Source organism: Streptomyces sp. NPDC048606, from assembly GCF_040650855.1.
GTDB lineage: Bacteria > Actinomycetota > Actinomycetes > Streptomycetales > Streptomycetaceae > Streptomyces.
In genome coordinates this window covers 97,352-116,008 of record NZ_JBEZIB010000023.1, presented here as the reverse complement: position 1 = coordinate 116,008, position 18,657 = coordinate 97,352, and the positions used below count along the sequence as shown (strand labels likewise).

Here is an 18,657-nt window from a genome sequence, read left to right as displayed (position 1 = left end):
ACCGACCACCCGACACCGAGGCACACAGATGAACCTTTCCGTACGACCGGGCCTGCGCCGCGGCGCCCGCCTCGCCGGCGCCCTCCTCCCCCTGGCCGCGCTCGTGGCCTGTGGCGGCGCGCCCAGCGGAGCGTCGGCCGCCGCCCCGGGCGCCACGACGCGCTTCTCCGAGAACGGGGTCACCGTCACGCTCTCGGTCTTTGACTGGCAGGGCTCCCGGGGCACCCTCTCCGTGGTCTTCACCCCCGAAGCCGAGGGGTTCCACCTCTACAGCAAGGACCTCCCGCCGACCGGCGTCGAGGGCGTGGGCCGTCCGACCGCGGTCGCCGTCACCGGCGCCCTCGCGGCGCAGGGACCGCTGCGGACCGACTCGACGGAACGGTCGATCCCGGTGCCCGGGGTCGACGCGCCCGTACCCGTCTACCCCGACGGCCCCGTCACCACGACCCTGCCCGTCCGCGCGTCCGGCCCCGGAAGGGCCACCGTGGTCCTCGGGTACGCGAGTTGCAGCACGCGCGACGGCTGCACGATCCCGGTGTCCGACCGCGCCGTGACCGTGGACGTCACCCCGGACGGACTGACGTTCACGGGCACGTGACCTGCGCGAACGGGCCGCTGTCGGCGTCGCCGCACCGCGCCGCGCGACCGCGACCCATCCGGAATATCCGACTCCACTCACCCCGTCCGATATGCGGGCCCACGGGCCAACGACCGTGCGGGGCACGGTCTAAGGTGTCCGCATGCCGAGCGTCCTGGTCGTGGAAGACGACCCCAGCATCCGCCAGTCACTGATCGAGGTACTGACGGAACAGGGGTATGCCGTACGCAGCGCCGCCGACGGGTTCGGGGCGCTGCGCGAGGTCACGCAGTCGCCCGTGGACGCGGTGGTGCTGGACCTGGGGCTGCCCGACCTGGACGGCGGGGACGCGCTGCGGATGATCCGAGGGATCTCCTCCGTACCGGTGCTGGTGGCCACGGCCCGCGACGACGAGTCGGAGATCATCAACATCCTGAACGCGGGCGCCGACGACTACCTCGTCAAACCCTTCTCCGGGGGACAGCTCCTCGCCCGCCTCTCCGCCGTCCTGCGACGCACCGGCGGTGTCCCCGCGGCGGGCGGGGCGGTCGGGGCGGCGGCGCCCCCGCAGGCCGCCGAACCGCCGCGCCCCAGCGTCGTGGGCGAGCTGGCGGTGGATCCGGGGGCGCGCACCGCGCACCTGGCCGGGCGGGAGCTGCGGCTGACCCGCAGGGAGTTCGACCTGCTGGCCTTCCTCGCGCACCACAGCGGTCAGGTCGTCTCCAAGCGGCGTCTGCTGACCGAGGTCTGGCGCGAGCCGTACGTGGACGACCAGACGGTCGACGTGCACCTGTCGTCGCTGCGCCGCAAGCTGGGCGAACGGGCGGCGGCCCCGCGCTACCTGCTGACCGTGCGCGGGGTCGGCATCAAGCTGGTGGCACCGCGTTGAGGCGCTCGCTCGCCGGGGTGGCGCTGGCGGTGACCTCCATGGTCGCCCTGTCCTTCCTCATACCGTTGGCCGCCCTGGTGATGTCGCTGGTCAAGGAACAGGGGGTGACGGCCGCCGAACAGCGGGCCGCCGCGCTGGCGCCGGTGCTCACCCTGACCACGGACCCGAACGCGCTGCGGGAGTCCGTGGCGAGTCTGGACGCGGCGGAGCACCTGGTCGTGCACCTGCCGCGATCGGGGACCCTGGGCCGCTCCAAGGCGCCCTCCGCTCTCCTCGAACGGGCGCAACGCGGGCGCGAGTCGATCTCGCAGGAGGTCCCGGAGGGGTGGATCTGCCTCCAGCCGGTGGTGCTTCCGGGCGACGAGGTCGCCGTCATCGAGAACTTCGTTCCCGAGGCGGAACTCACCCGCGGGGTGGCGCAGTCGTGGGCGGTGATGTGCTTCCTCGCCGTGGGGCTGATCGCCGGATCGGTGCTGGTGGCCGACCGGCTCGGCGCGAAGGTGGTCCGTTCCTCGAAGAGGCTGGCCCACGCTTCGCACGCGCTGGGGTTGGGCGACCTGGACGCGCGGGTCGAGCCGATGGGCCCGAGGGAACTGCGGGACGCGGGCGTCGCGTTCAACGCGATGGCGCACCGCATGAACGAGCTGCTCGCCGTCGAGCGCGAGTTGGTCGCCGACCTCTCGCACCGGTTGCGGACCCCGCTGACCGCCCTGCACCTGGCGTCGGAACGCATGGCCGGCACGCCGGAGTCGGCGCGGGTGGAGGCGGCCGTCGGGGAGCTGGAGGCCGAGCTCCGGGCGATCATCGCCGCGGCGCGCACCCCGCTGGCCGTGGGGCCCATGGGTCAGGGCCTGCTCGGCACCGAACCGGCCGCCCCGCGCCCGGGCCCGACGGCGGGGAAGGCCGCGCCGCGCTGCGAGGCGGCCGAGGTGGTACGCCGGCGGACCGCCTTCTGGGCCGTGCTGGCGGAGCAGCAGCACCGCCCGTGCACCCTCGATCTCACGCAGGAGCCCACGGCCGTCGGCCTCTCGGACGACGACCTCGCCGCCGTCATCGACGCGCTGATCGGCAACGTCTTCCGGCACACCCCCGACGGGACGGCGTTCGGGGTGCGGGTCGTGCGGACGGCCCAGGCGGTGGAGCTGGTGGTGGAGGACGGGGGGCCGGGCATCCCGGATCCGGACCGGGCGCTGTCCCGAGGGAGCAGCACGGGGTCCACGGGTCTGGGTCTCGACATCGCGCACCGGGCCGCGAACGCGACGGGCGGGACCCTGCGCGTCACGCGCGGCCCGCTCGGCGGGGCGCACATCACGGTGACGTTCGCGCTGGCCTCGCCGGCCCCGTCCGGGCACCGCTCGCGGATCTCCCGCGGCCGCAACCGCCGGCGTCAGGGGGCGTCCCCGGCGTAGGCCGGGTCGTCCCGGACCGGGTGGGTCGGGCTGTGCGTCGGGCTGTGCCCGGTGGCTGTTCGGCCGGTCACCAGACGATCTTGTAGGTCACGTCGTGCGGGATCGGCGCGGGGGCCGCCTCGGGAAAGACGAGGCGCATGCGCGTGAAGCGGCGCAGGTCGGTACGGTCGGGATCGTTCTCGGGGTGGCTGAGGGTCACCTCGACCGGGTATCCCCGGAACCGGCCGGCCGCGCAGTAGGGCTTGCAGTCGTTCACCATGTCGGTGCCGGTGGCCGTGGCCGTGGTCCGCCCCCAGGACTTCCAGTCCAGCCCGACCAGCCGGTTGTTCCCGTCTCCGCAGGCCAGGAGGTACTCCTCCGGCTTGACCTGGGGCTTGCCGACACAGTCGAGGACGGCCACCACCGGCTCGGGCTCGACGGCGGGGGCGGCCGAGGCCAGGGAGGCGGTGGCGGTCGCGCCGATCAGGGCGGCCGCGACCGCGCACACCGTGACCGTCCGGGTCCTGCCTGCGATGTCCATGGGGAACGCTCCTTCTGGTACCGAGCCCAGCTTCCCCCATCACCCCGGTGGCCGCACCTCGGCCGTCGCCTGCGGGAGGACGACAGGCGCTAGGTGCGGGCCGGGCCCGCCTCGACCTCGCCCAGCTCGGCGATCAGCGCGTTGCGCCCGGCCAGCATCTCCGTGAGGATCCTGCGCGCGGCGCGCAGGAGTTCGGCGACGTCGCCGCCGGCGAGGGCGTAGGTGACGGTGGAGCCCTCCCGCGTCGAGACCACGATCCCCGACCGGCGCAGGACCGCCAGTTGTTGGGACAGGTTCGAGGCTTCGACGTCGATCTCGGCCAGCAGGTCCCGTACCGGCATCGGGCCGTCCTGGAGGAGTTCCAGGACACGGATGCGGACCGGGTGGCCGAGCATCCGGAAGAACTCGGCCTTGACCTGGTACAGCGGGACCTGCATTCCCACGACGCTCCTGTTCTTCCTCGCGCTCGATCTCGGACGGGAACGGGGACCGGGACGCGACCGCCGGCCGGTCGTCACGGGCGGGTCGGTGGGTCGTACCGGTGCCCATCGTCGCTGCCCGCCCGTTCCCGCGGACCGGAAGTTGACCTGTTTCACATGTGTCGAGTTGAAGATCTCTTCAACTCGTGGGCATGCGTGGGCCCGACGGCGCGCCGCGCCTAGACCTCCAGTTGCGCCTCGATGCGTCCGAGCTGGTGCCGGGCCATCGCCAGGTTGGACCGGCCCTTGTCGAGGACGAGGTAGAGGAACAGTCCCCCTCCCGAGCGGCTGCGTTGCAGGCGGATCAGGTGGTACTGGCTGCTGAGGGTGATCAGGAGGTCCTCGATCTCGTCCTGGAGTCCGAGCATCTCCATCGTGCGGACCTTGGCCCGGATGACGTCGGTGTTCCCGGCGGCGGCCACCATCAGGTCCAGGTCCTTGCCGCCGCCGAGCGTGCCGAGGGCCATCCCGCTGGCGTAGTCGACCAACGCCACTCCCAGGGCCCCCTCGATCGAGGTCATCGCTTCCTTCAGCGACACTTCCACGTTGGCCATGGTTGTCCTCCCTTGGTGTCATGTGCCGGGCGTGGCACCGATCTTCCGTACCGGGACGCTACCGACCGCTCGGCTCCGTACGGCCCGATCGCGGGAATTGGCTCGATACCGCCCCTCGCCCTCCTCCCGCCCTCGCCGGCCCTCCCCCGCGGCGTGCGCGGCGGGCTCGCGCAGGTGGGCGGCGGCCGTGCGCCAGGCCTCGGTGACGGCGGCGTGCGCCTGGAGCGTGCGGGCCTCGGTGTCCCCGCTCAGGTCGACGGACCGCCCGATGTGGACGTGCAGGTCGGGTCGCCGCAGCGGCGCCGTGAGCAGCCCGGCGACCTGCTTGGCGACCCCGCCCGAGGTGATGCGCCGGGCTCCCGCCTGGCCCACGGGGACCACGGGCGCTCCGGTGCGGGCGACGAGCCGGGCGAGGCCGCTGCGGAAGGCCTGTGGCGCGACCTCGGCCGCGTCGCGGCGGGTGGGGATCCCGCCCTCGGGGTACAGGAGGACGGTCCTGCCGGACGCCAACGCCGCCGCCGCGTGGTCGAGGGCCTCGGCGGCCCGCCGGTGCCCCCGGTGGACGGGGACGTGGCCCTCGCGGGCGAGCGCGCGGCCCAGGACGGGCACGCGCCACAGGCCGGCGGTGGCCAGGACGACGGGCTCGACCCCGCACCGGCGCAGCGCGGCGAGGACCACGGCGGGATCGGCGAGGGAGGTGTGGTTGGCGACGACGACGCTGCCGGGGCGTACGCGGGCGTCGGGCGCGGTGGTGACGGACAGGCGTCCGAGGGTGGGTACCAGAAGGTGGGCGAGGCGGCTGAGCATGTCGTTCTTCCCCGTTCGTCACAGCGGCAACTGCTGCCCCCAGACTCTCCGCCGCCCGCCCGCACCGCCTGAGTCGTCCGCCTCAGCCCGTACGGGTCCGCGTACTCATCCGGTCCCCGTACGCGGACGGCGAAGGCCCCAGGGTGCGACCCCGGTGGTGCGATCAAGGCGTGGCGGAGGTGCGATGGAGGTACGGGGGCTCCCCGACCGTGCCTCGCGCGCCGCGCGGCCTTCCCGAAGGGGTGGTGATCCCGTGCCCGAGCCCGTCCCGTCCGGGCGACCGCCCACCGGGCGCCGCCCCGGTCCCCCGCGCCCGGGGCGCGCGGCGGCGGCGCTCGCCGCGGCGGCCTGCCTCGCCCTGACACCGGCCCCCGCCGCGCCGGCGGCGCCCGCCCCGGCCCCGGCCGGGGGCTGCCCGCCCGGCTGGATGTGCGGCTGGACGGGCCCGGACTTCACGGGCGTGGCGAGCCTCGTCGCCGAGGACTTCCCGCGGTACCCGGAGACGACGGCCTACGTCGGCTTCAACGACGGGGCCTCGGTGTGGAACGGCGCCGGGACCCGGAGCCGGGACGGCCGGCTCCAGGCCCGCTGCGTCACCGTGTACAACTCCACCGAGTACCGGGGGCGGAGCCTGGTCCTGCGTCCGGACCAGGGCGTCGCCCGGCTCCCCGCGTCGTTCGGGAACGTCCGCTCCAACCGGTTCCACCCCTGCCCGCCGCCCTGACCGGGCGCGTCGGCGGCCCGGGGCGTCGCGTCCGGTCCGTACGGGGCTACGAGGACGGGGCGTCCGCTCCGGTGGGCCGGTCGGGCAGGTGCCAGCGGTAGGGCTCCACCAGGTCGGCGATGGCGTCGGGGCCCCAACTGCCCGGGGCGTAGGGCCGAACCGGCGGCGGGGTGTCGAGCAGGGGCGCCGCGACCTCCCAGAGGCGTTCGATGCCGTCGGAGCGGGTGAAGAGGGACTGGTTGCCGCGCATGGCCTCCAGCAGGAGGTGTTCGTACCCCTCCAGGGAGTTCGCGGCGGCGAAGGAGGTGTCGTAGCCGAAGACGAGGTCGGCCTCCGCCAGCCGCATCGACGGCCCGGGTTCCTTGACCAGGAAGCGGGCGGTGACTGAGCCGGGGTCGGCGAAGTCGATGACGAGTTCGTTGCTCCGGCCGTCGACGGCCGCCCGCGCGTCCAGCGGGAACATGCGCAGCACCGGCTCGCGCAGGCCGAGCGTGACCACGTGTCGCCCCTCGGCCAGGGCCTTGCCGGTCCGCAGGTGGAACGGCACCCCCGCCCAGCGCCAGTTGTCGATCTCGACCCGCAGCGCCACGAACGTCTCGGTGTCCGAGTTCGGGTCCACCCCGGGCTCGGCCCGGTAGCCGGTGTACTGGCCGCGGACGACGTGCGCGGGATCGACCGGCCGCAGGGCGCGGAAGACCTTGACCTGTTCGTCGCGCAGCGACTGCGCCTCCAGGGCGACCGGCGGCTCCATGGCCACGAACCCGAGGAGCTGGAACAGGTGGGTGACGACCATGTCGCGGAAGGTGCCGGTGCCCTCGAAGAAGTGGGCGCGGCCCTGGATGTCGATCCGTTCGGGCACGTCGATCTGCACGTGGCTGATGTGCTCGCGGTTCCACAGGGGTTCGAAGAGGCCGTTGGCGAAGCGCAGCGCCAGGATGTTGTCGACGGCCTCCTTGCCCAGGAAGTGGTCGATGCGGAACACGCGGGACTCGTCGAAGACGGCGTGGATGGCGGCGTTGAGCGCGCGGGCGGACTCCAGGTCGGTGCCGAAGGGCTTCTCGACGATGACGCGGGCGTCCCGGGAGAGTCCCGTGGCGCCGAGCAGGTCGACGACCGAGGTGAAGGCGACGGGCGGCACGGCGAGGTGGAACAGCCGGCGCGGGGTGCCGCCGAGGGCGGCCTCCGCCTCGCGGACCGCCGTCATCAGCGGTTCGGCGGCGCCCGTGTCTGCCGCGCCGAACGTCAGGGCGGCCTCGAAGGCCTCCCAGGCCGGGCCTTCGGGGCGGGCCCGGCCGAACGCGGTGACGGCCTGCCGGGCGTGGGCACGGAACTCCGTGTCGGTGAGGGCCTCGCTCGCCGGCGCGGTGCCCACGATGCGGTAGCGGGCCGGCATCAGTCCCGCCCGGGCCAGGTGGAACAGGCCGGGCAGCAGTTTGCGCCGGGCCAGGTCCCCGGTGGCGCCGAACAACACGATGACGTGGTCCGCCGGGGGCGGTTCGGGGGACTGGTCCGGCTGGGCCATGCTGGGCGTCCTCACTCGTGCCGTCTCCGCCGCCTCGGCGGCGTTCGTACCGTCCTCAGGGCCCCACTGTGCGGGCCCCGGGCCGGACCGGCACCCGGGGTCGTCCACTCGGGTGCGGGGCGCCGTCGCCCCGGCCCCGCCTGGCTCCCGGGCGACCCCGCTCCCGGTGTCCTGGTGCCCGGTATCAGGTGTCCGCCGCCCCGGCGGCCCGGCATACCCGTGGCGGACTCGGGCAGGCGGTGACGACCACCGGGGAACCGGAAGACCCGGGAGCCGGAAGCACGAGTACGAGAACGAGAACGAAGGCGGTCGCATGCGGAGCGTGGGCGTTGAGGAAGAACTGCTGCTGGCGGACGCGGAGACCGGGGCGCCGCTGGCCGTGGCGGGGGCCGTGCTCGCCGCGGCCGACCGGGCCGGGGCCGATGACCAGCGGGAACACACCTTCGAGGCGGAGCTCCAGGAGGAGCAGGTCGAGTTCGCCACGAAGCCGGTGACGGAGATGGGCGAGCTGCGCGAGGAGATCGTCCGGTGGCGCGCCGAGGCCGCCCGGCACGCCGCGACGGCCGGGGCGGTCGTGGCGGCCATCGCCACCTCCCCGCTGGCCGTGCAGCCCTCCATCTCGCCGGGCCACCGCTACGCGTGGGTGGCGCGACAGTTCGGCATGACCGCCCAGGAGCAGCTGACCTGCGGCTGCCACGTGCACGTGTCGGTGGAGTCGGACGAGGAGGGCGTCGGCGTACTGGACCGCATCCGCCCCTGGCTCCCCGTCCTGACCGCGCTGAGCGCGAACTCGCCGTTCTGGCAGGGCGAGGACACCCTCTACGGGAGTTACCGGAGCCGCGTGTGGAACCGGCTCCCCTCGGCCGGGCCGGTCGACGTGTTCGGCTCGGCGGACCGCTACCACGCGGAGGTGCGGGCCATGGTGGAGTCGGGCGTGCTCCGCGACGCGGGCATGCTCTGGTTCGACGCCCGGTTGTCCGCCTCCTACCCCACGGTGGAGGTGAGGGTGGCGGACGTGTGCCTCGACGCCTCGACCCCGGTCCTGCTGGCCGCGCTCGTACGGGGGCTCGTGGAGACGGCGGCCCGGCAGTGGCGGGCCGGTGAGCCGCCCGCCCGGGTCAGCACCGGCCTGCTGCGGCTCGCGTCCTGGCAGGCGGGCCGCTCCGGCCTGGACGGACCCCTGCTGGACCCCCGGTCGCTGCGGGCCACCTCGCCCGAGGCGGCCGTCGAGGCGCTGTGCCGGCACGTGGGGGACGCCCTGGCCGACGCCGGCGACGAGCACCTCGTACGGGCGGGCGTGGCGGACCTGCTGGAGCACGGCAACGGGGCGCGCGTCCAGCGGGAGCTGCTGCGGGCGGAGGGGGACCTCGCCGCCGTCGTCCGGGACTGCGCGCGGCGGACCACCGGCGACACCGGGGTCGAGGCCGCGCGCGGCCGGTCGTACGGCTGACCCGGCCCACCCGGCACGCCCCACGCACCCGACTCGCCGCGGCCGCGTCGCCGAGCGCGGAGAAAAGTTTTCGCGGACCCCGTTTGAGGTCTCGATTCGGGGTCATACGCGTCCATGTCGGCGGGTCGCCGTTCGAGCGGGGCGGCGACCCGCCGAGGTCGATGGCCGCGCGCCGGTGTCCCGTCCCCCCGGGCACCGGCGCGCGGCCGCCGTCTTGCGCCGGGGCCCCGGGTCCGTCGGGGCGCAGCCGACGGACCGGACGGACCCGTGCCTTCGCCCCTCCCGTTTCGTACGCTGGCGGCATGCGCACGCGTCCCACTCTGAGCTGGACCCCCGCCGAGGACCTGCCGCCCGGCACCACCGACGTGGAGCCGGTCGCCGCCGCGCTGCGCGCGGGCGGCGTGCTGGTGCTCAGCGGCGCCGGGATCTCCACGGAGTCGGGCATCCCCGACTACCGGGGCGAGGGCGGAAGCCTCAGCCGGCACACCCCGATGACCTACCAGGAGTTCGTCGGCGACGTCCGGGCCAGGCGCCGCTACTGGGCGCGCGGCCACCTCGGCTGGCGCACGTTCGGCCGTGCCCGTCCCAATGCCGGGCACCGGGCGGTGGCCGCGTTCGGGCGGCACGGGCTGCTCGCGGGTGTGATCACCCAGAACGTCGACGGCCTGCACCAGGCCGCGGGCAGCGAGGGCGTGGTGGAGCTCCACGGGGCCCTGGGTCGGGTGGTCTGCCTGTCCTGCGGCGCCCGCTGCTCGCGCCGCGAGCTCGCCGGGCGGCTGGAGGAGGCCAACGCGGGCTTCGAGCCGGTGGCCGCCGGCCTCAATCCCGACGGCGACGCCGACCTGACCGACGAGCAGGTGGCCGACTTCCGGGTGGTGCCGTGCGCGCGTTGCGGCGGCGTCCTCAAGCCGGACGTGGTGTTCTTCGGCGAATCCGTTCCGCCGCCCAGGGTGGAGCGGTGCCGCGCGCTGGTCGACGGGGCGTCCTGCCTGCTGGTCCTGGGCTCCTCCCTGACCGTGATGTCCGGGTTGCGCTTCGTGCGGCAGGCCGAGCGCGCCGGGAAACCGGTGCTCATCGTCAACCGCGACCCGACCCGGGGCGACCGGCACGCCGCCACCCGGGTCGCACTCCCCCTCGGGTCGGCCCTGGGCTCGATCGCCGACCGGCTGGGCATCCCCGTGGAGGCTCCCCCCGGGGGGAACGTACGCTCGGACTCCGTCTAGCCGTCCACTCTTCGTCAGCGGCGGCTCACGCAGGACGGAGTCGAGGAAATCGTGCACGACCCACGCACCGCCGCCGCCCGATCGGACCGCACGCGGTCCGGCACTCCCCCGCCGGGCGGCCCCGGTGACCACCCGGACCCGGAGGGGATCCGCGCGCACTGCGCCGAGGTCTTCGACCTCGACGCCCGCCTGCCCGATCCGGTCTTCCGCCGGGATGCGGGGGATTCCCTGTTCGTCGATTTCGACTCGCTCCTCACCCCTGAACTGTGGCCGGCCCTGAGCGCGTTGGCGCGCTCGCACGGCGACCGGTACGTCGAACTCCTGGTCCTCTCGCCGGACGACGACCGCTGTTCCTTCGTCCCGTTGGCGCTGCCCGTGGAGGCCGACGAGGACGACTACTGGGAAGCGGTGGGCTTCGACGAGGGGGACGACGCCGGGGACGCGATCACGATCATGGCGAACGTCGTGGCCCTGACGGGGCCTTCGCGCAAGTGGGGCTGCTGGGGCGAACGGGACCCCGAGGTGGCGGTCTTCCAGGGGTTTCCCGACCGGGCCGCCCGTGACGCGTGGCGGGCGGAGTTCGGGCCCTTCCGGGAGGTGGAGCAGGCGCTGGACACGTACCTCTCCCTGGTCTTCAGGGGGTCCGTCCCCGAGCCGTACGCGGCGGCGCTGACGTCCCACTACCGCGTCGAGGGCCCTGGCGCCCTCCCCGACCCCACCCATAATTGAACACGTTCAGGAGGGGTGGCACCATGGGGTGAGGCGTCCCCCCGAGCGGAGGGTGGCGTCCCTTCGGCGTGCCGGGAATGGGGGGTGGCCATGGAGACGAAGCGATCCTTCGGCCGGATTCTGGTGGTCTCGACGTTGGTGTTCTGCCTGGAGGTGGCGCTCGCGGCCGTGATCGGCGTGCTGTACGCGATGACGCGGGTGCCGCCGCACCTGAACGGGGTCTCCGTCGAGGTGGTGCCGGCGCTGGTGCACCTCACCTGGATCTCCGCGCTGGTGGGCGCGGCGCTGTCGCTGGTGGTGGTCCTGCCCGCCGTGGCGCTCGGCGACGCCCTCGGGCGCCTGGTCGGCGGCGCGGGCTCCTGGGCGTGGGTGCCCGCCTCCGTCGGGGCCGTACTCGCGGTCCCGGCGGCGTGGGCCCTGTGGAGCGGCTCGGACCGGTCCGGGGTGACGACGGCCTGGGCCGTGGCCACCGCCGTCCTCTCCGTCGCCGCCCTCCTCGGCCGCCCACGACGGGAGGGGCTGCTCGCCCTGGTGGCGAAGCGCGGCGCGGCGGTCGTGGTGGGGATCGCCCTCCTGGGCGCCTTCGCCCTGTGGACCGACATCGTGCCGAGGTACCGACCCCCGTCGATCACCGCGGCCGCGGTGACCGGCACCTGGCACGACGGGCGGGGCGGACAGATGACCTTCGAGGAGGACGGCCGCGTCACGGCCTCGGGCATCAGCCTGTTCGGGCCGGGGGACAGCGCGGACGACGTGACGCGCACCTGCACCGGAACGGGCACCTGGACCTTCACCCCCGGACTCCGCAACACCTGGGGGCAGCGCGTCGACAGTCGCATCGCGGGCTGCTCGCTGCCCGCGTGGCGGGTGGAGGGCCACGACGGCAGCCCCGAACTCGTCCGCTACGTCGGCGATCCGGGCGCCGCCGACCGGTACGGGTTGAGCAGGGGCCGCTGACCGGACCACCCCCGCGCCCACCCGCGTACTCCACTCGGCGTGACACGGGCGCGCCGCACGCGGGATGCCGGCGCGCGCGGAGCCGGCGGTGCTAGAGATAGGGCGGTTCGACCTCAAATCGGGAGGTATGTAATGCGTACTCATCTTCTCCGTCTCACCGCCACGCTGGGCACGGCCGCTGTCCTGGGCCTGGGCGGTGCCGGTCTGGCCTGCGCCGACGGCGTCGGCAGCTCCGGCATCGGCAACTCCGGCGTGGGCAACCACGGTTTCGTCAACTCCGGCGTCGGCAACGCGGGCGCCCTGAACACCGGCCTCGGGAACGCGGGGGTCCTGAACTCCGGCATCGGCAACGCAGGCCTCGCCAACACGGGCCTGGGCACCGCCGGCATCGGCAACTCGGGCCTGGGCACGGCCGGCATCGGCAACTGAGTCGGCCACCGCGTGGCGTGTGCGCGGGTCGGGCGGGGCGCGGCCCCGGGCCGACGCTCCTTCCCGGAACCCGCGCGTACGCCACGCCCCGCCCGGCCGCTCCGCTCCGACCGGCCGCGGCGGCCCGTGCCACGCTCCGCCCGTCGCGGCCCGCGATCGCGGCGTCCGCGCGACACTGGAGGGGTGAATCCGTCCGCCCCCTCCCCCGGCGCTCCCGCCGGGATCCGCGAACGGCTCGGCCGTAGCCTGTTCACCCGCGTGGCGGGCCCCTCGGGCCCGCAGAACCGCGCCCGGATCCACGGCACCCCCGGACCCCGCTGGTTCCCTCCGGACAGCCCCGTGCGCACGGTGCACGGCGACGCCTCGATGTTCACCGGTGGTCTGGCGGCGCTCCTGTTGCAGTCCCTGCACCCCGTGGCCATGGCCGCCGTCGCCGCGCACTCCGGCTACCGCGGCGATCCCTGGGGCCGGCTCCAGCGGACCAGCACCGTCCTCGCCGTGACGACGTACGGCACCGCCGCGGACGCCGACCGGGCGGTCGCGCGGGTCCGCGCGGTGCACGAGCGCGTCAGCGGGGTCACCGCCGACGGCCTCCCGTACCGCGCCGCCGATCCGCACCTGCTGGGGTGGGTGCACGCCGCCGAGGTCTACTCCTTCCTGCGGGCGCACCAGCGCTACGGGGCCCACCCCCTCGACGGCCCCGGCTGCGACGCGTACCTCGCCGGCGCCGCCCGTGTCGCCACCGCCCTCGGGGTCCTCGACCCGCCGCGCGACCGGGCCGCCCTGGCCGCCCGGCTGGAGGCCTACCGGCCCGAGCTGCGGGCCACCCGCGAGGCCCGGGACGCCGCCCGCTTCATCCTGCTGCGTCCGCCCCTGCCGCTGCCGGCCCGGGGCCCGTACGCCGTCCTCGCGGCGAACGCCGTCGCCCTGTTGCCGCCCTGGGGCCGGGACCTGCTCGGCGTGCCCCGCCTGCCGGGGCTCGACGCCCTGTGCGTGCGCCCCGCCGGCCGGGCCCTGACCTCGGTGATCCGCTGGGCGCTCCAGGCACAACCCCCGCCGCCGACCCCCGAGGCGTACGCCGGGCGGGTCGGTTAGGTCGTGTCCTGCGGATCGGGTCGCCCGGGGAACCCCACCCGGTCGCGGGCCAGGGAGCTGCCGCCCTCGGGGCCCAGCCATTCGGCCATCAGGACGGTGGCGTCGTCCGTCAGGTAGCCGGCGTGGTGGGTGACGATGGCGCGCATCAACCGGCGCAGCGTCTCGGGGACGGGCAGGCCGTCGCTGTGGTGGCGGACGAGGAAGTCGACGAAGCCTTCGAGGCCGAACTCCTGCCCGTCCGCGTTGCGGGCCTCGGTGAGGCCGTCGGTGTAGAGGACGACGCGGTCGCCCGGCTCCAGTTGCTCCCGGCAGAGGGTGGGTTCCAGACCGAGGTCGGTGCCCATCGGGTGGGCGGGCGGGCAGTGGAGGCTCGTCATCCACCGTCCGCCGCGGATGATGACCGGAGGGTGGTGGCCCCGGTTGACCCAGGAGAGGGCTCCGGTGGTGGTGTCGAGCCGGGCGAGGATCCCCGTGACGTAGCGCTGTCGGCCGAACTCGTTCATGAGGGCCCGCTCGATCGCGACCGAGGTCTCGGCGAGGTCGAGCCCCTGGCGCCTGCCGTTGCGGCAGGCCGCGACCGCCAGGTTGGCCGTCACCCCGGCGGAGGTGTCGTGCCCCATGGCGTCGAAGATGCCGAGGTGGAGGACGGGGCCGGCCCGCGCGTACTCGAAGGCGTCGCCGCCGATCTCGTACGCCGGTTCCAGCACGGCGCCGACCACCACCTGCGGGTCGGCGTAGGTGGTGGGCGGCATGAGGTGCCACTGCATCTCCGCCGCGACGTTCATGGGCCGGGTCCGCACCAGACGGGCGTGGGTGTCGCTGGAGGCGCGCTTGCTGACGACGAGGAGTCCCACCAGGGAGGACAGGAGGCCCAGCTCCCGCCGTGTCGGCGGGTCGTCGGCCCCGGCCGTCGCCCTCAGCACCCCGAGCCGTTCGGTGCCGTCGAGGAGCGGGAGCCAGCACAGCGTCCCCCGCTGTTCGGGGGAGGTCACGGACAGGGGGCGGACGAGTTGGAAGGCCCGGCCCGCCACGGTCGTGGCCACGGGCAGCTCCCGCTCGCCCGAGCCGCCGGGCAGCAGCCGCAGCACGTCCTCCTGGAGGTCGGCCAGGTAGATCGCCACGTCGCGGAAGCCGGCCGGGGCGGCCCGGGCGGCGACCTGCGCCGAGAGTTCGTCCCAGGACATGACGTGACTGGCCTCCAGGAGGCCGGCCAGCAGGTCCCGCACCCGTCCGGCGCGTGCGTCGGGGCCATCGGCTCCGGCGGCTTCACGGGTTCCGTCGTTCAGGCTCACCGCACCTCACCCGGGTACGGGCGGCGGCCCCGCGAGCCGGGCCCGACCGCCGGTCCCACCAGCGTCCCACAGTCCCCGACGCCGCGGCCTCGGCGTACGGCCGGACGGGGGTGCGGGTCGGTCCGTGCGGTTCTCCGGCTCCCCGGCTCCCCGGCTCCCGGAGCGTCAGAGGGGGCGACCGCCGAAGGCGTCGCCGGACCGGTAGTAGGCGGCGAGTTCGTCGTGGTAGCCGGGGTGGTCGAGGTGGATGTCGCGGTGGAACTCGGGGGCGTTCTTGATCTGCTCCTTCGTCCGGTCGACGTAGATCTTCTCCTCGCCCACGTCGATGCGCGAGACCGTGCCGGCCGGCAGGAGGACCTCCTTGCCGAAGATCCACGGGCCGGTGTCGACGACGATGTACGCCGAGCCCGCCTCGTCGGAGTGCTTGTCCACCTTGCCGATGGAGCCGTCGACGGCCTCGACCTTGAATCCGGTCGGATCGATGTCCTGCGATCGGCCGGACGTCTCGCGGTAGCCCCACACCTGGTCGGTCATCGGAAGTGGTCCTTTCCGTTCGGGTGAAAGTCTCTGCCTCGTGTGCCCTCGCGCCTGCCCGGGCCCACCGCTCTCACACGGGCCGATCTCGGGTCCGCTTCGTTTTCCGGCCGTCGGTGCGAAGGCGCCTTCGCGCAGCGGCTTTCGCCGCGACGCGCGGGCCGCTGGAGTGGGCCCATGCCCCCCACACAGGTCCCGGCGGACGCCGGACCCCCCGAGGACGGACCCGTCGACGACCACGAGCGGGTCGTGGCCGCCCTGCGCCGCGCGGGCTTCGACACCTCACCGGTGGAGGGCGACGGCCTGCGGGTGTGGCGGGCCCCCGAGGGGGTGGTGGTGGGCTGGGCCGCCCGCGAGGTGCTGCGACCGACCGTCCAGGTCCACGGCCACGAGGAGGACCTCTCCCGCTTCACCTCCCTGACGGGGTTGCACAGGGCGCTGCGGACGGCCCTCGCGGTGATCCTGCGCGAGGCGGGCCTCGACGTCGCCCCGCACGGGGAGCACCTCGTCGTCCTGCGCTCCGGAACCGGGCCGACCGACGGGCCGGCCGACAGGGCGACCGACGGGGCGGGCGGGCCCGCGCGCTGACTCAGCGGGAGGCGGCGAGCGTGCTGCGGGGCAGGGTCCCGTACGCCTCGCGGTAGGCGGCGGAGAAGCGCCCCTGGTGGTGGAAGCCCCACCGGGCGGCGATCCGCGTGACCGTGTCCCGCGAGGGGTCCGCCGCGACCAGGTCGGCATGGGCCAGGGCCAGTCGTACGCGGCGCAGGTACGCGGTCGGCGTCGTGCCGAGGTGCCGTCGGAAGGCGTACTGGAGGGCGCGCGGGGTGACGCCGGCGGCGGCGGCCATCTCGGCGGGACCGATCTCCGACGCCGGCCGCGACTCGATGAAGGCGACGGCCCGCCGGACGGTCTCGGGGGTGGCGTCCCGCGTGTCCGCGAGCACGGGGTCGGGGCGGGCGTCGGTGGGGAAGACCGCCAGGACGGTCGCGGCGAGCAGCCGGGCGGCGGCGTCGACGACCAGCGGGGCACCGTCCGGCGGCAGGGACAGGACGCTCTCGCCGACGTAGGCGACCGTCCTCTTCCAGTGGTCGGCCATGGCCGGCGAGACGGGGGTGAAGCGGGTGAAGCGCAGCGGGCCGGCGCGGTGCCCGGCCGGGCGGCCCGCGTGTTCCTCCACCAGGGCCACCGGGAGCGTCACGGCCCGCAGTTCGGCGCGGTACACCCGGCCCGCGTAGGGGAGGTGGGGTTGGGAGATCGCCAGGACGTCTCCGGGTCCGGCCTCGGTGACGTCGTCCGGGCACTCGCGGACCATGCGGCCTCCGACGACGTGGGTGACGGCCACCGCGCCGAGGGGGTCCGTGGCGTAGGAGTACTCCGTCGGCAGGTCCAGGGTGCTGAGCGAGACGGGGCCTGCGCTGTCGCGCGCGTACCGGAAGGGGGTGTGGGGCGCGGGGGCCCTCATGCGCAGGCTCGTCCCGTACGCCGCCTTCAACCAGTCGCGGGCGACGTCCACTTCGGTGGTGTTGAAGCTGTGCCCGCCCGACGGGCGGGGCTGCGGCGGCGGCTGGTGCACGGTTGGTGGACGTCCTCCGGTACGGCGGGCGCGGCACGCGGGAGCGGCGCGGGACCAGCGTAGGCGGCCGGGTGCCGGTGGCGGGCGCGTTCGCCGCACGACGGACGGACGGCGGACGGCGGACGGCGGGCGGGATGCGGCGGGCACGGGCCCGACGTGATCCGAAGGGCGCGGCCGGGGTGGGGGCCCGGTCGCGGGGGAAGGGAACGGGCGTGCGGAAGTGGCGGCCAGGGACGGTTGAGGACGGTGTCATGAGCGGATCCTCCGGGGCGGCCGGTCGCCCGCGGGACGGACGGGAGGCGGGCGCCGGTTGGGGTCCGCTGCAACGCGCCCTGGCGGGGCACCTGTCGCTCCCCGGAACCGCCGACTACGAGCGGTCGCGGCTCCCGCACAACGCCCGGGTCGCGGAGGGGTCCCGACCGGAGGCGATCGCCTACTGCGCGCGGGAGGCGGACGTGGCCCGCTGCCTGGATTTCGCGCGGTCCCGGGGCGTGGGCATCGGCGTCCGCAGCGGGGGGCACTGCTTCGGCGGGTGCTCCAGCCGCGGACCGTTGGTGATCGACGTGTCGCGGCTGGCGGGCGTGCGGCCCGAAGAGGGGCTGTGGCGGGTGGGCGCGGGAACCCGCCAGGGGGAGGTCTACGGGCGCCTCGCCCGGTCGGGGGTGGCCGTGGCCGGCGGGACGTGTCCCGGTGTGGGCTTCTCCGGCCTGGCCCTGGGCGGCGGCCACGGGGTCTTCAGCCGTGCCCGGGGGTTGACCTGCGACGCGGTGGTAGGGGCCCGGGTGGTGCTCGCCGACGGGCGGGTCGTGGAGTGCGGCGCCGACCGCGAGCCGGACCTGTGGTGGGCGGTGCGCGGCGGCGGGCACGCGGTTCCCGGTGTCGTCACCTCGCTGCTGTGTCGTGCCTGGGAGACGGCGCCGTGCACGGTGTTCGCCCTGCGCTGGGAGTCCTCGGCGACGCGGCGGGTGCCGGGCGCGTGGCAGGAGTGGGCGTCGGGGGCGCCCGCGGAGCTGTGGTCCCAGTTGGTGCTCGGCACGGAGCCCGGCGGGGGCGCGTTCGCGCGGGTGCGGGGGGTGGGGATCGGCCCGGGAGTGGACGTGGAGGATCGGCTGGCGGCGCTGCTGCGCGAGGTGGGTCCGGGGGCCCGACGGGAGGTGCGCCGCCTGTCGTTCGTCGAGACGGTGCGCTCCTTCGCGGGGATGGAGGACGGGCCGGGAACCGCGCCCCGGTGGGCCTCGGCGACGCGGTCGCACTACCTGGACGGGGCCCTCGACGAGGTCGGCGCGGCCGCGGTGCTCGACGTGCTGGACGGCGCCCCCCGCGAGGTGGGGGGCGCCGTGGCCCTCACGCCGTGGGGCGGTCGGGTCCGTGACCCGCAGCCGCGCGAGACGGCGTTCTGGCACCGGCGGGCGGCGTTCCTGGCGCAGTGCCGCAGCGAGTGGGACCCCGCCGGGCCGGAGCGGTCGGCGGGGGCGAGCGCGCGCACGGTCGACCTCCTGCACGCGGCGCTGGCCCCGTACGGCAACGGCCACGCCTACCCGAACTACACCGACCCGGCGCTCGCCGACGCCGCGACCGCCTACCACGGCGGCAACCTGCCGCGGCTGCGCGAGATCGGTGCCCACCACGACCCCGACGGGATCCTGACGAGGTGCCGTACGGGGTGCCACGGCCTGTAGCCGGCGCACGCGGACCCGTCGGGATTAGGCATATCATCTCGGGTTGTTTTGCCCAACCGAGACATTTCCGCGCCGTGTCCGACCCTCTCGATCGCGAACACTTCGGGCAAATTAGGCGCTCATCGGCAGCCGATACGCAGTCACCGAGAACAGAACAGTCACCGTCACGGTCTTGTTCCTGAATCTGAATGCGGAGGTATCACGATTGCCGAACA

General features: G+C 75.0%; 20 protein-coding genes. 12 read left to right on the top strand and 8 right to left on the bottom strand.

Annotated elements, in window-relative coordinates; all coding sequences use genetic code 11:
• Positions 1-28 precede the first annotated feature (28 nt).
• From AB0D01_RS24445 to AB0D01_RS24435, 3 genes are all read left to right on the top strand, one after another.
• Positions 29-598, top strand: a complete 570-nt coding sequence (locus AB0D01_RS24445; protein WP_363058637.1) for a hypothetical protein — start codon at positions 29-31, stop codon at positions 596-598.
• Between the two features lie 142 nt (positions 599-740).
• Positions 741-1,466, top strand: a complete 726-nt coding sequence (locus tag AB0D01_RS24440) for a response regulator transcription factor (RefSeq protein ID WP_363058635.1) — start codon at positions 741-743, stop codon at positions 1,464-1,466.
• Positions 1,463-2,875: a HAMP domain-containing sensor histidine kinase gene (locus AB0D01_RS24435; RefSeq protein ID WP_363058634.1), complete on the top strand. Its 1,413-nt coding sequence runs from the start codon at positions 1,463-1,465 to the stop codon at positions 2,873-2,875. Before AB0D01_RS24440 ends, AB0D01_RS24435 begins: the two co-directional genes overlap by 4 nt.
• A 67-nt stretch (positions 2,876-2,942) precedes the next feature.
• Here AB0D01_RS24435 and AB0D01_RS24430 read toward each other — a convergent pair whose 3' ends face one another.
• The 4 genes from AB0D01_RS24430 to AB0D01_RS24415 form a co-directional block, all read right to left on the bottom strand.
• Positions 2,943-3,395: a hypothetical protein gene (locus AB0D01_RS24430; protein ID WP_363058632.1), complete on the bottom strand. Its 453-nt coding sequence runs from the start codon at positions 3,393-3,395 to the stop codon at positions 2,943-2,945.
• Between the two features lie 89 nt (positions 3,396-3,484).
• Positions 3,485-3,832: a metalloregulator ArsR/SmtB family transcription factor gene (locus AB0D01_RS24425; RefSeq protein WP_363058695.1), complete on the bottom strand. Its 348-nt coding sequence runs from the start codon at positions 3,830-3,832 to the stop codon at positions 3,485-3,487.
• 221 nt (positions 3,833-4,053) lie between these two features.
• A complete protein-coding gene (locus AB0D01_RS24420; RefSeq protein WP_363058630.1) occupies positions 4,054-4,428 on the bottom strand; it encodes a hypothetical protein in 375 nt (124 codons plus the stop codon).
• 18 nt (positions 4,429-4,446) lie between these two features.
• Positions 4,447-5,235 carry a lysophospholipid acyltransferase family protein gene (locus AB0D01_RS24415; RefSeq protein ID WP_363058628.1) on the bottom strand — a complete coding sequence of 263 codons (789 nt, stop codon included), beginning with the start codon at positions 5,233-5,235 and terminating at the stop codon, positions 4,447-4,449.
• Between the two features lie 253 nt (positions 5,236-5,488).
• On the opposite strand from AB0D01_RS24415, the gene AB0D01_RS24410 reads away from it, so the two are divergent.
• Entirely contained in the window at positions 5,489-5,959 is a 471-nt protein-coding gene (locus AB0D01_RS24410; protein ID WP_363058626.1) for a peptidase inhibitor family I36 protein, read from the top strand.
• Between the two features lie 46 nt (positions 5,960-6,005).
• On the opposite strand, the gene zwf is transcribed toward AB0D01_RS24410, so the two are convergent.
• A complete protein-coding gene (gene zwf / locus AB0D01_RS24405) occupies positions 6,006-7,481 on the bottom strand; it encodes a glucose-6-phosphate dehydrogenase (protein ID WP_363058624.1) in 1,476 nt (491 codons plus the stop codon).
• Positions 7,482-7,794: 313 nt separating this feature from the next.
• Here zwf and AB0D01_RS24400 point away from each other — a divergent pair, with 313 nt between their 5' ends.
• The 6 genes from AB0D01_RS24400 (at position 7,795) to AB0D01_RS24375 (ending at position 13,364) form a co-directional block, all read left to right on the top strand.
• Positions 7,795-8,931: a glutamate--cysteine ligase gene (locus AB0D01_RS24400; RefSeq protein ID WP_363058622.1), complete on the top strand. Its 1,137-nt coding sequence runs from the start codon at positions 7,795-7,797 to the stop codon at positions 8,929-8,931.
• Between the two features lie 302 nt (positions 8,932-9,233).
• Positions 9,234-10,154 (top strand): NAD-dependent protein deacetylase, encoded by a 921-nt coding sequence (locus AB0D01_RS24395; RefSeq protein WP_363058620.1) that lies wholly within the window; start codon positions 9,234-9,236, stop codon positions 10,152-10,154.
• Positions 10,155-10,205: 51 nt separating this feature from the next.
• Entirely contained in the window at positions 10,206-10,883 is a 678-nt protein-coding gene (locus AB0D01_RS24390) for a hypothetical protein (protein WP_363058618.1), read from the top strand.
• A gap of 90 nt (positions 10,884-10,973) precedes the next feature.
• On the top strand, positions 10,974-11,840 hold the full coding sequence (locus tag AB0D01_RS24385; RefSeq protein ID WP_363058616.1) for a hypothetical protein: 867 nt from the start codon (positions 10,974-10,976) through the stop codon (positions 11,838-11,840).
• A 132-nt stretch (positions 11,841-11,972) separates the two neighbouring features.
• Positions 11,973-12,269, top strand: coding sequence for a hypothetical protein (locus tag AB0D01_RS24380; protein ID WP_363058614.1), 297 nt, complete (start codon positions 11,973-11,975; stop codon positions 12,267-12,269).
• 183 nt (positions 12,270-12,452) lie between these two features.
• Positions 12,453-13,364, top strand: a complete 912-nt coding sequence (locus AB0D01_RS24375) for an oxygenase MpaB family protein (RefSeq protein ID WP_363058613.1) — start codon at positions 12,453-12,455, stop codon at positions 13,362-13,364.
• Here the strand turns inward: AB0D01_RS24375 and AB0D01_RS24370 are convergent.
• Both AB0D01_RS24370 and AB0D01_RS24365 read right to left on the bottom strand, forming a co-directional pair.
• Positions 13,361-14,548 (bottom strand): PP2C family protein-serine/threonine phosphatase, encoded by a 1,188-nt coding sequence (locus AB0D01_RS24370; protein ID WP_363058693.1) that lies wholly within the window; start codon positions 14,546-14,548, stop codon positions 13,361-13,363. The genes AB0D01_RS24375 and AB0D01_RS24370 overlap by 4 nt on opposite strands.
• A 273-nt stretch (positions 14,549-14,821) precedes the next feature.
• On the bottom strand, positions 14,822-15,190 hold the full coding sequence (locus tag AB0D01_RS24365; RefSeq protein ID WP_363058611.1) for a PRC-barrel domain-containing protein: 369 nt from the start codon (positions 15,188-15,190) through the stop codon (positions 14,822-14,824).
• Positions 15,191-15,367: 177 nt separating this feature from the next.
• On the opposite strand from AB0D01_RS24365, the gene AB0D01_RS24360 reads away from it, so the two are divergent.
• Positions 15,368-15,778 (top strand): hypothetical protein, encoded by a 411-nt coding sequence (locus AB0D01_RS24360; protein WP_363058609.1) that lies wholly within the window; start codon positions 15,368-15,370, stop codon positions 15,776-15,778.
• A 1-nt stretch (position 15,779) separates the two neighbouring features.
• Here AB0D01_RS24360 and AB0D01_RS24355 read toward each other — a convergent pair whose 3' ends face one another.
• Positions 15,780-16,763, bottom strand: coding sequence for a helix-turn-helix domain-containing protein (locus AB0D01_RS24355; RefSeq protein ID WP_363058607.1), 984 nt, complete (start codon positions 16,761-16,763; stop codon positions 15,780-15,782).
• Between the two features lie 251 nt (positions 16,764-17,014).
• On the opposite strand from AB0D01_RS24355, the gene AB0D01_RS24350 reads away from it, so the two are divergent.
• Positions 17,015-18,442 carry an FAD-binding oxidoreductase gene (locus AB0D01_RS24350; protein ID WP_363058605.1) on the top strand — a complete coding sequence of 476 codons (1,428 nt, stop codon included), beginning with the start codon at positions 17,015-17,017 and terminating at the stop codon, positions 18,440-18,442.
• Positions 18,443-18,657 lie beyond the last annotated feature (215 nt).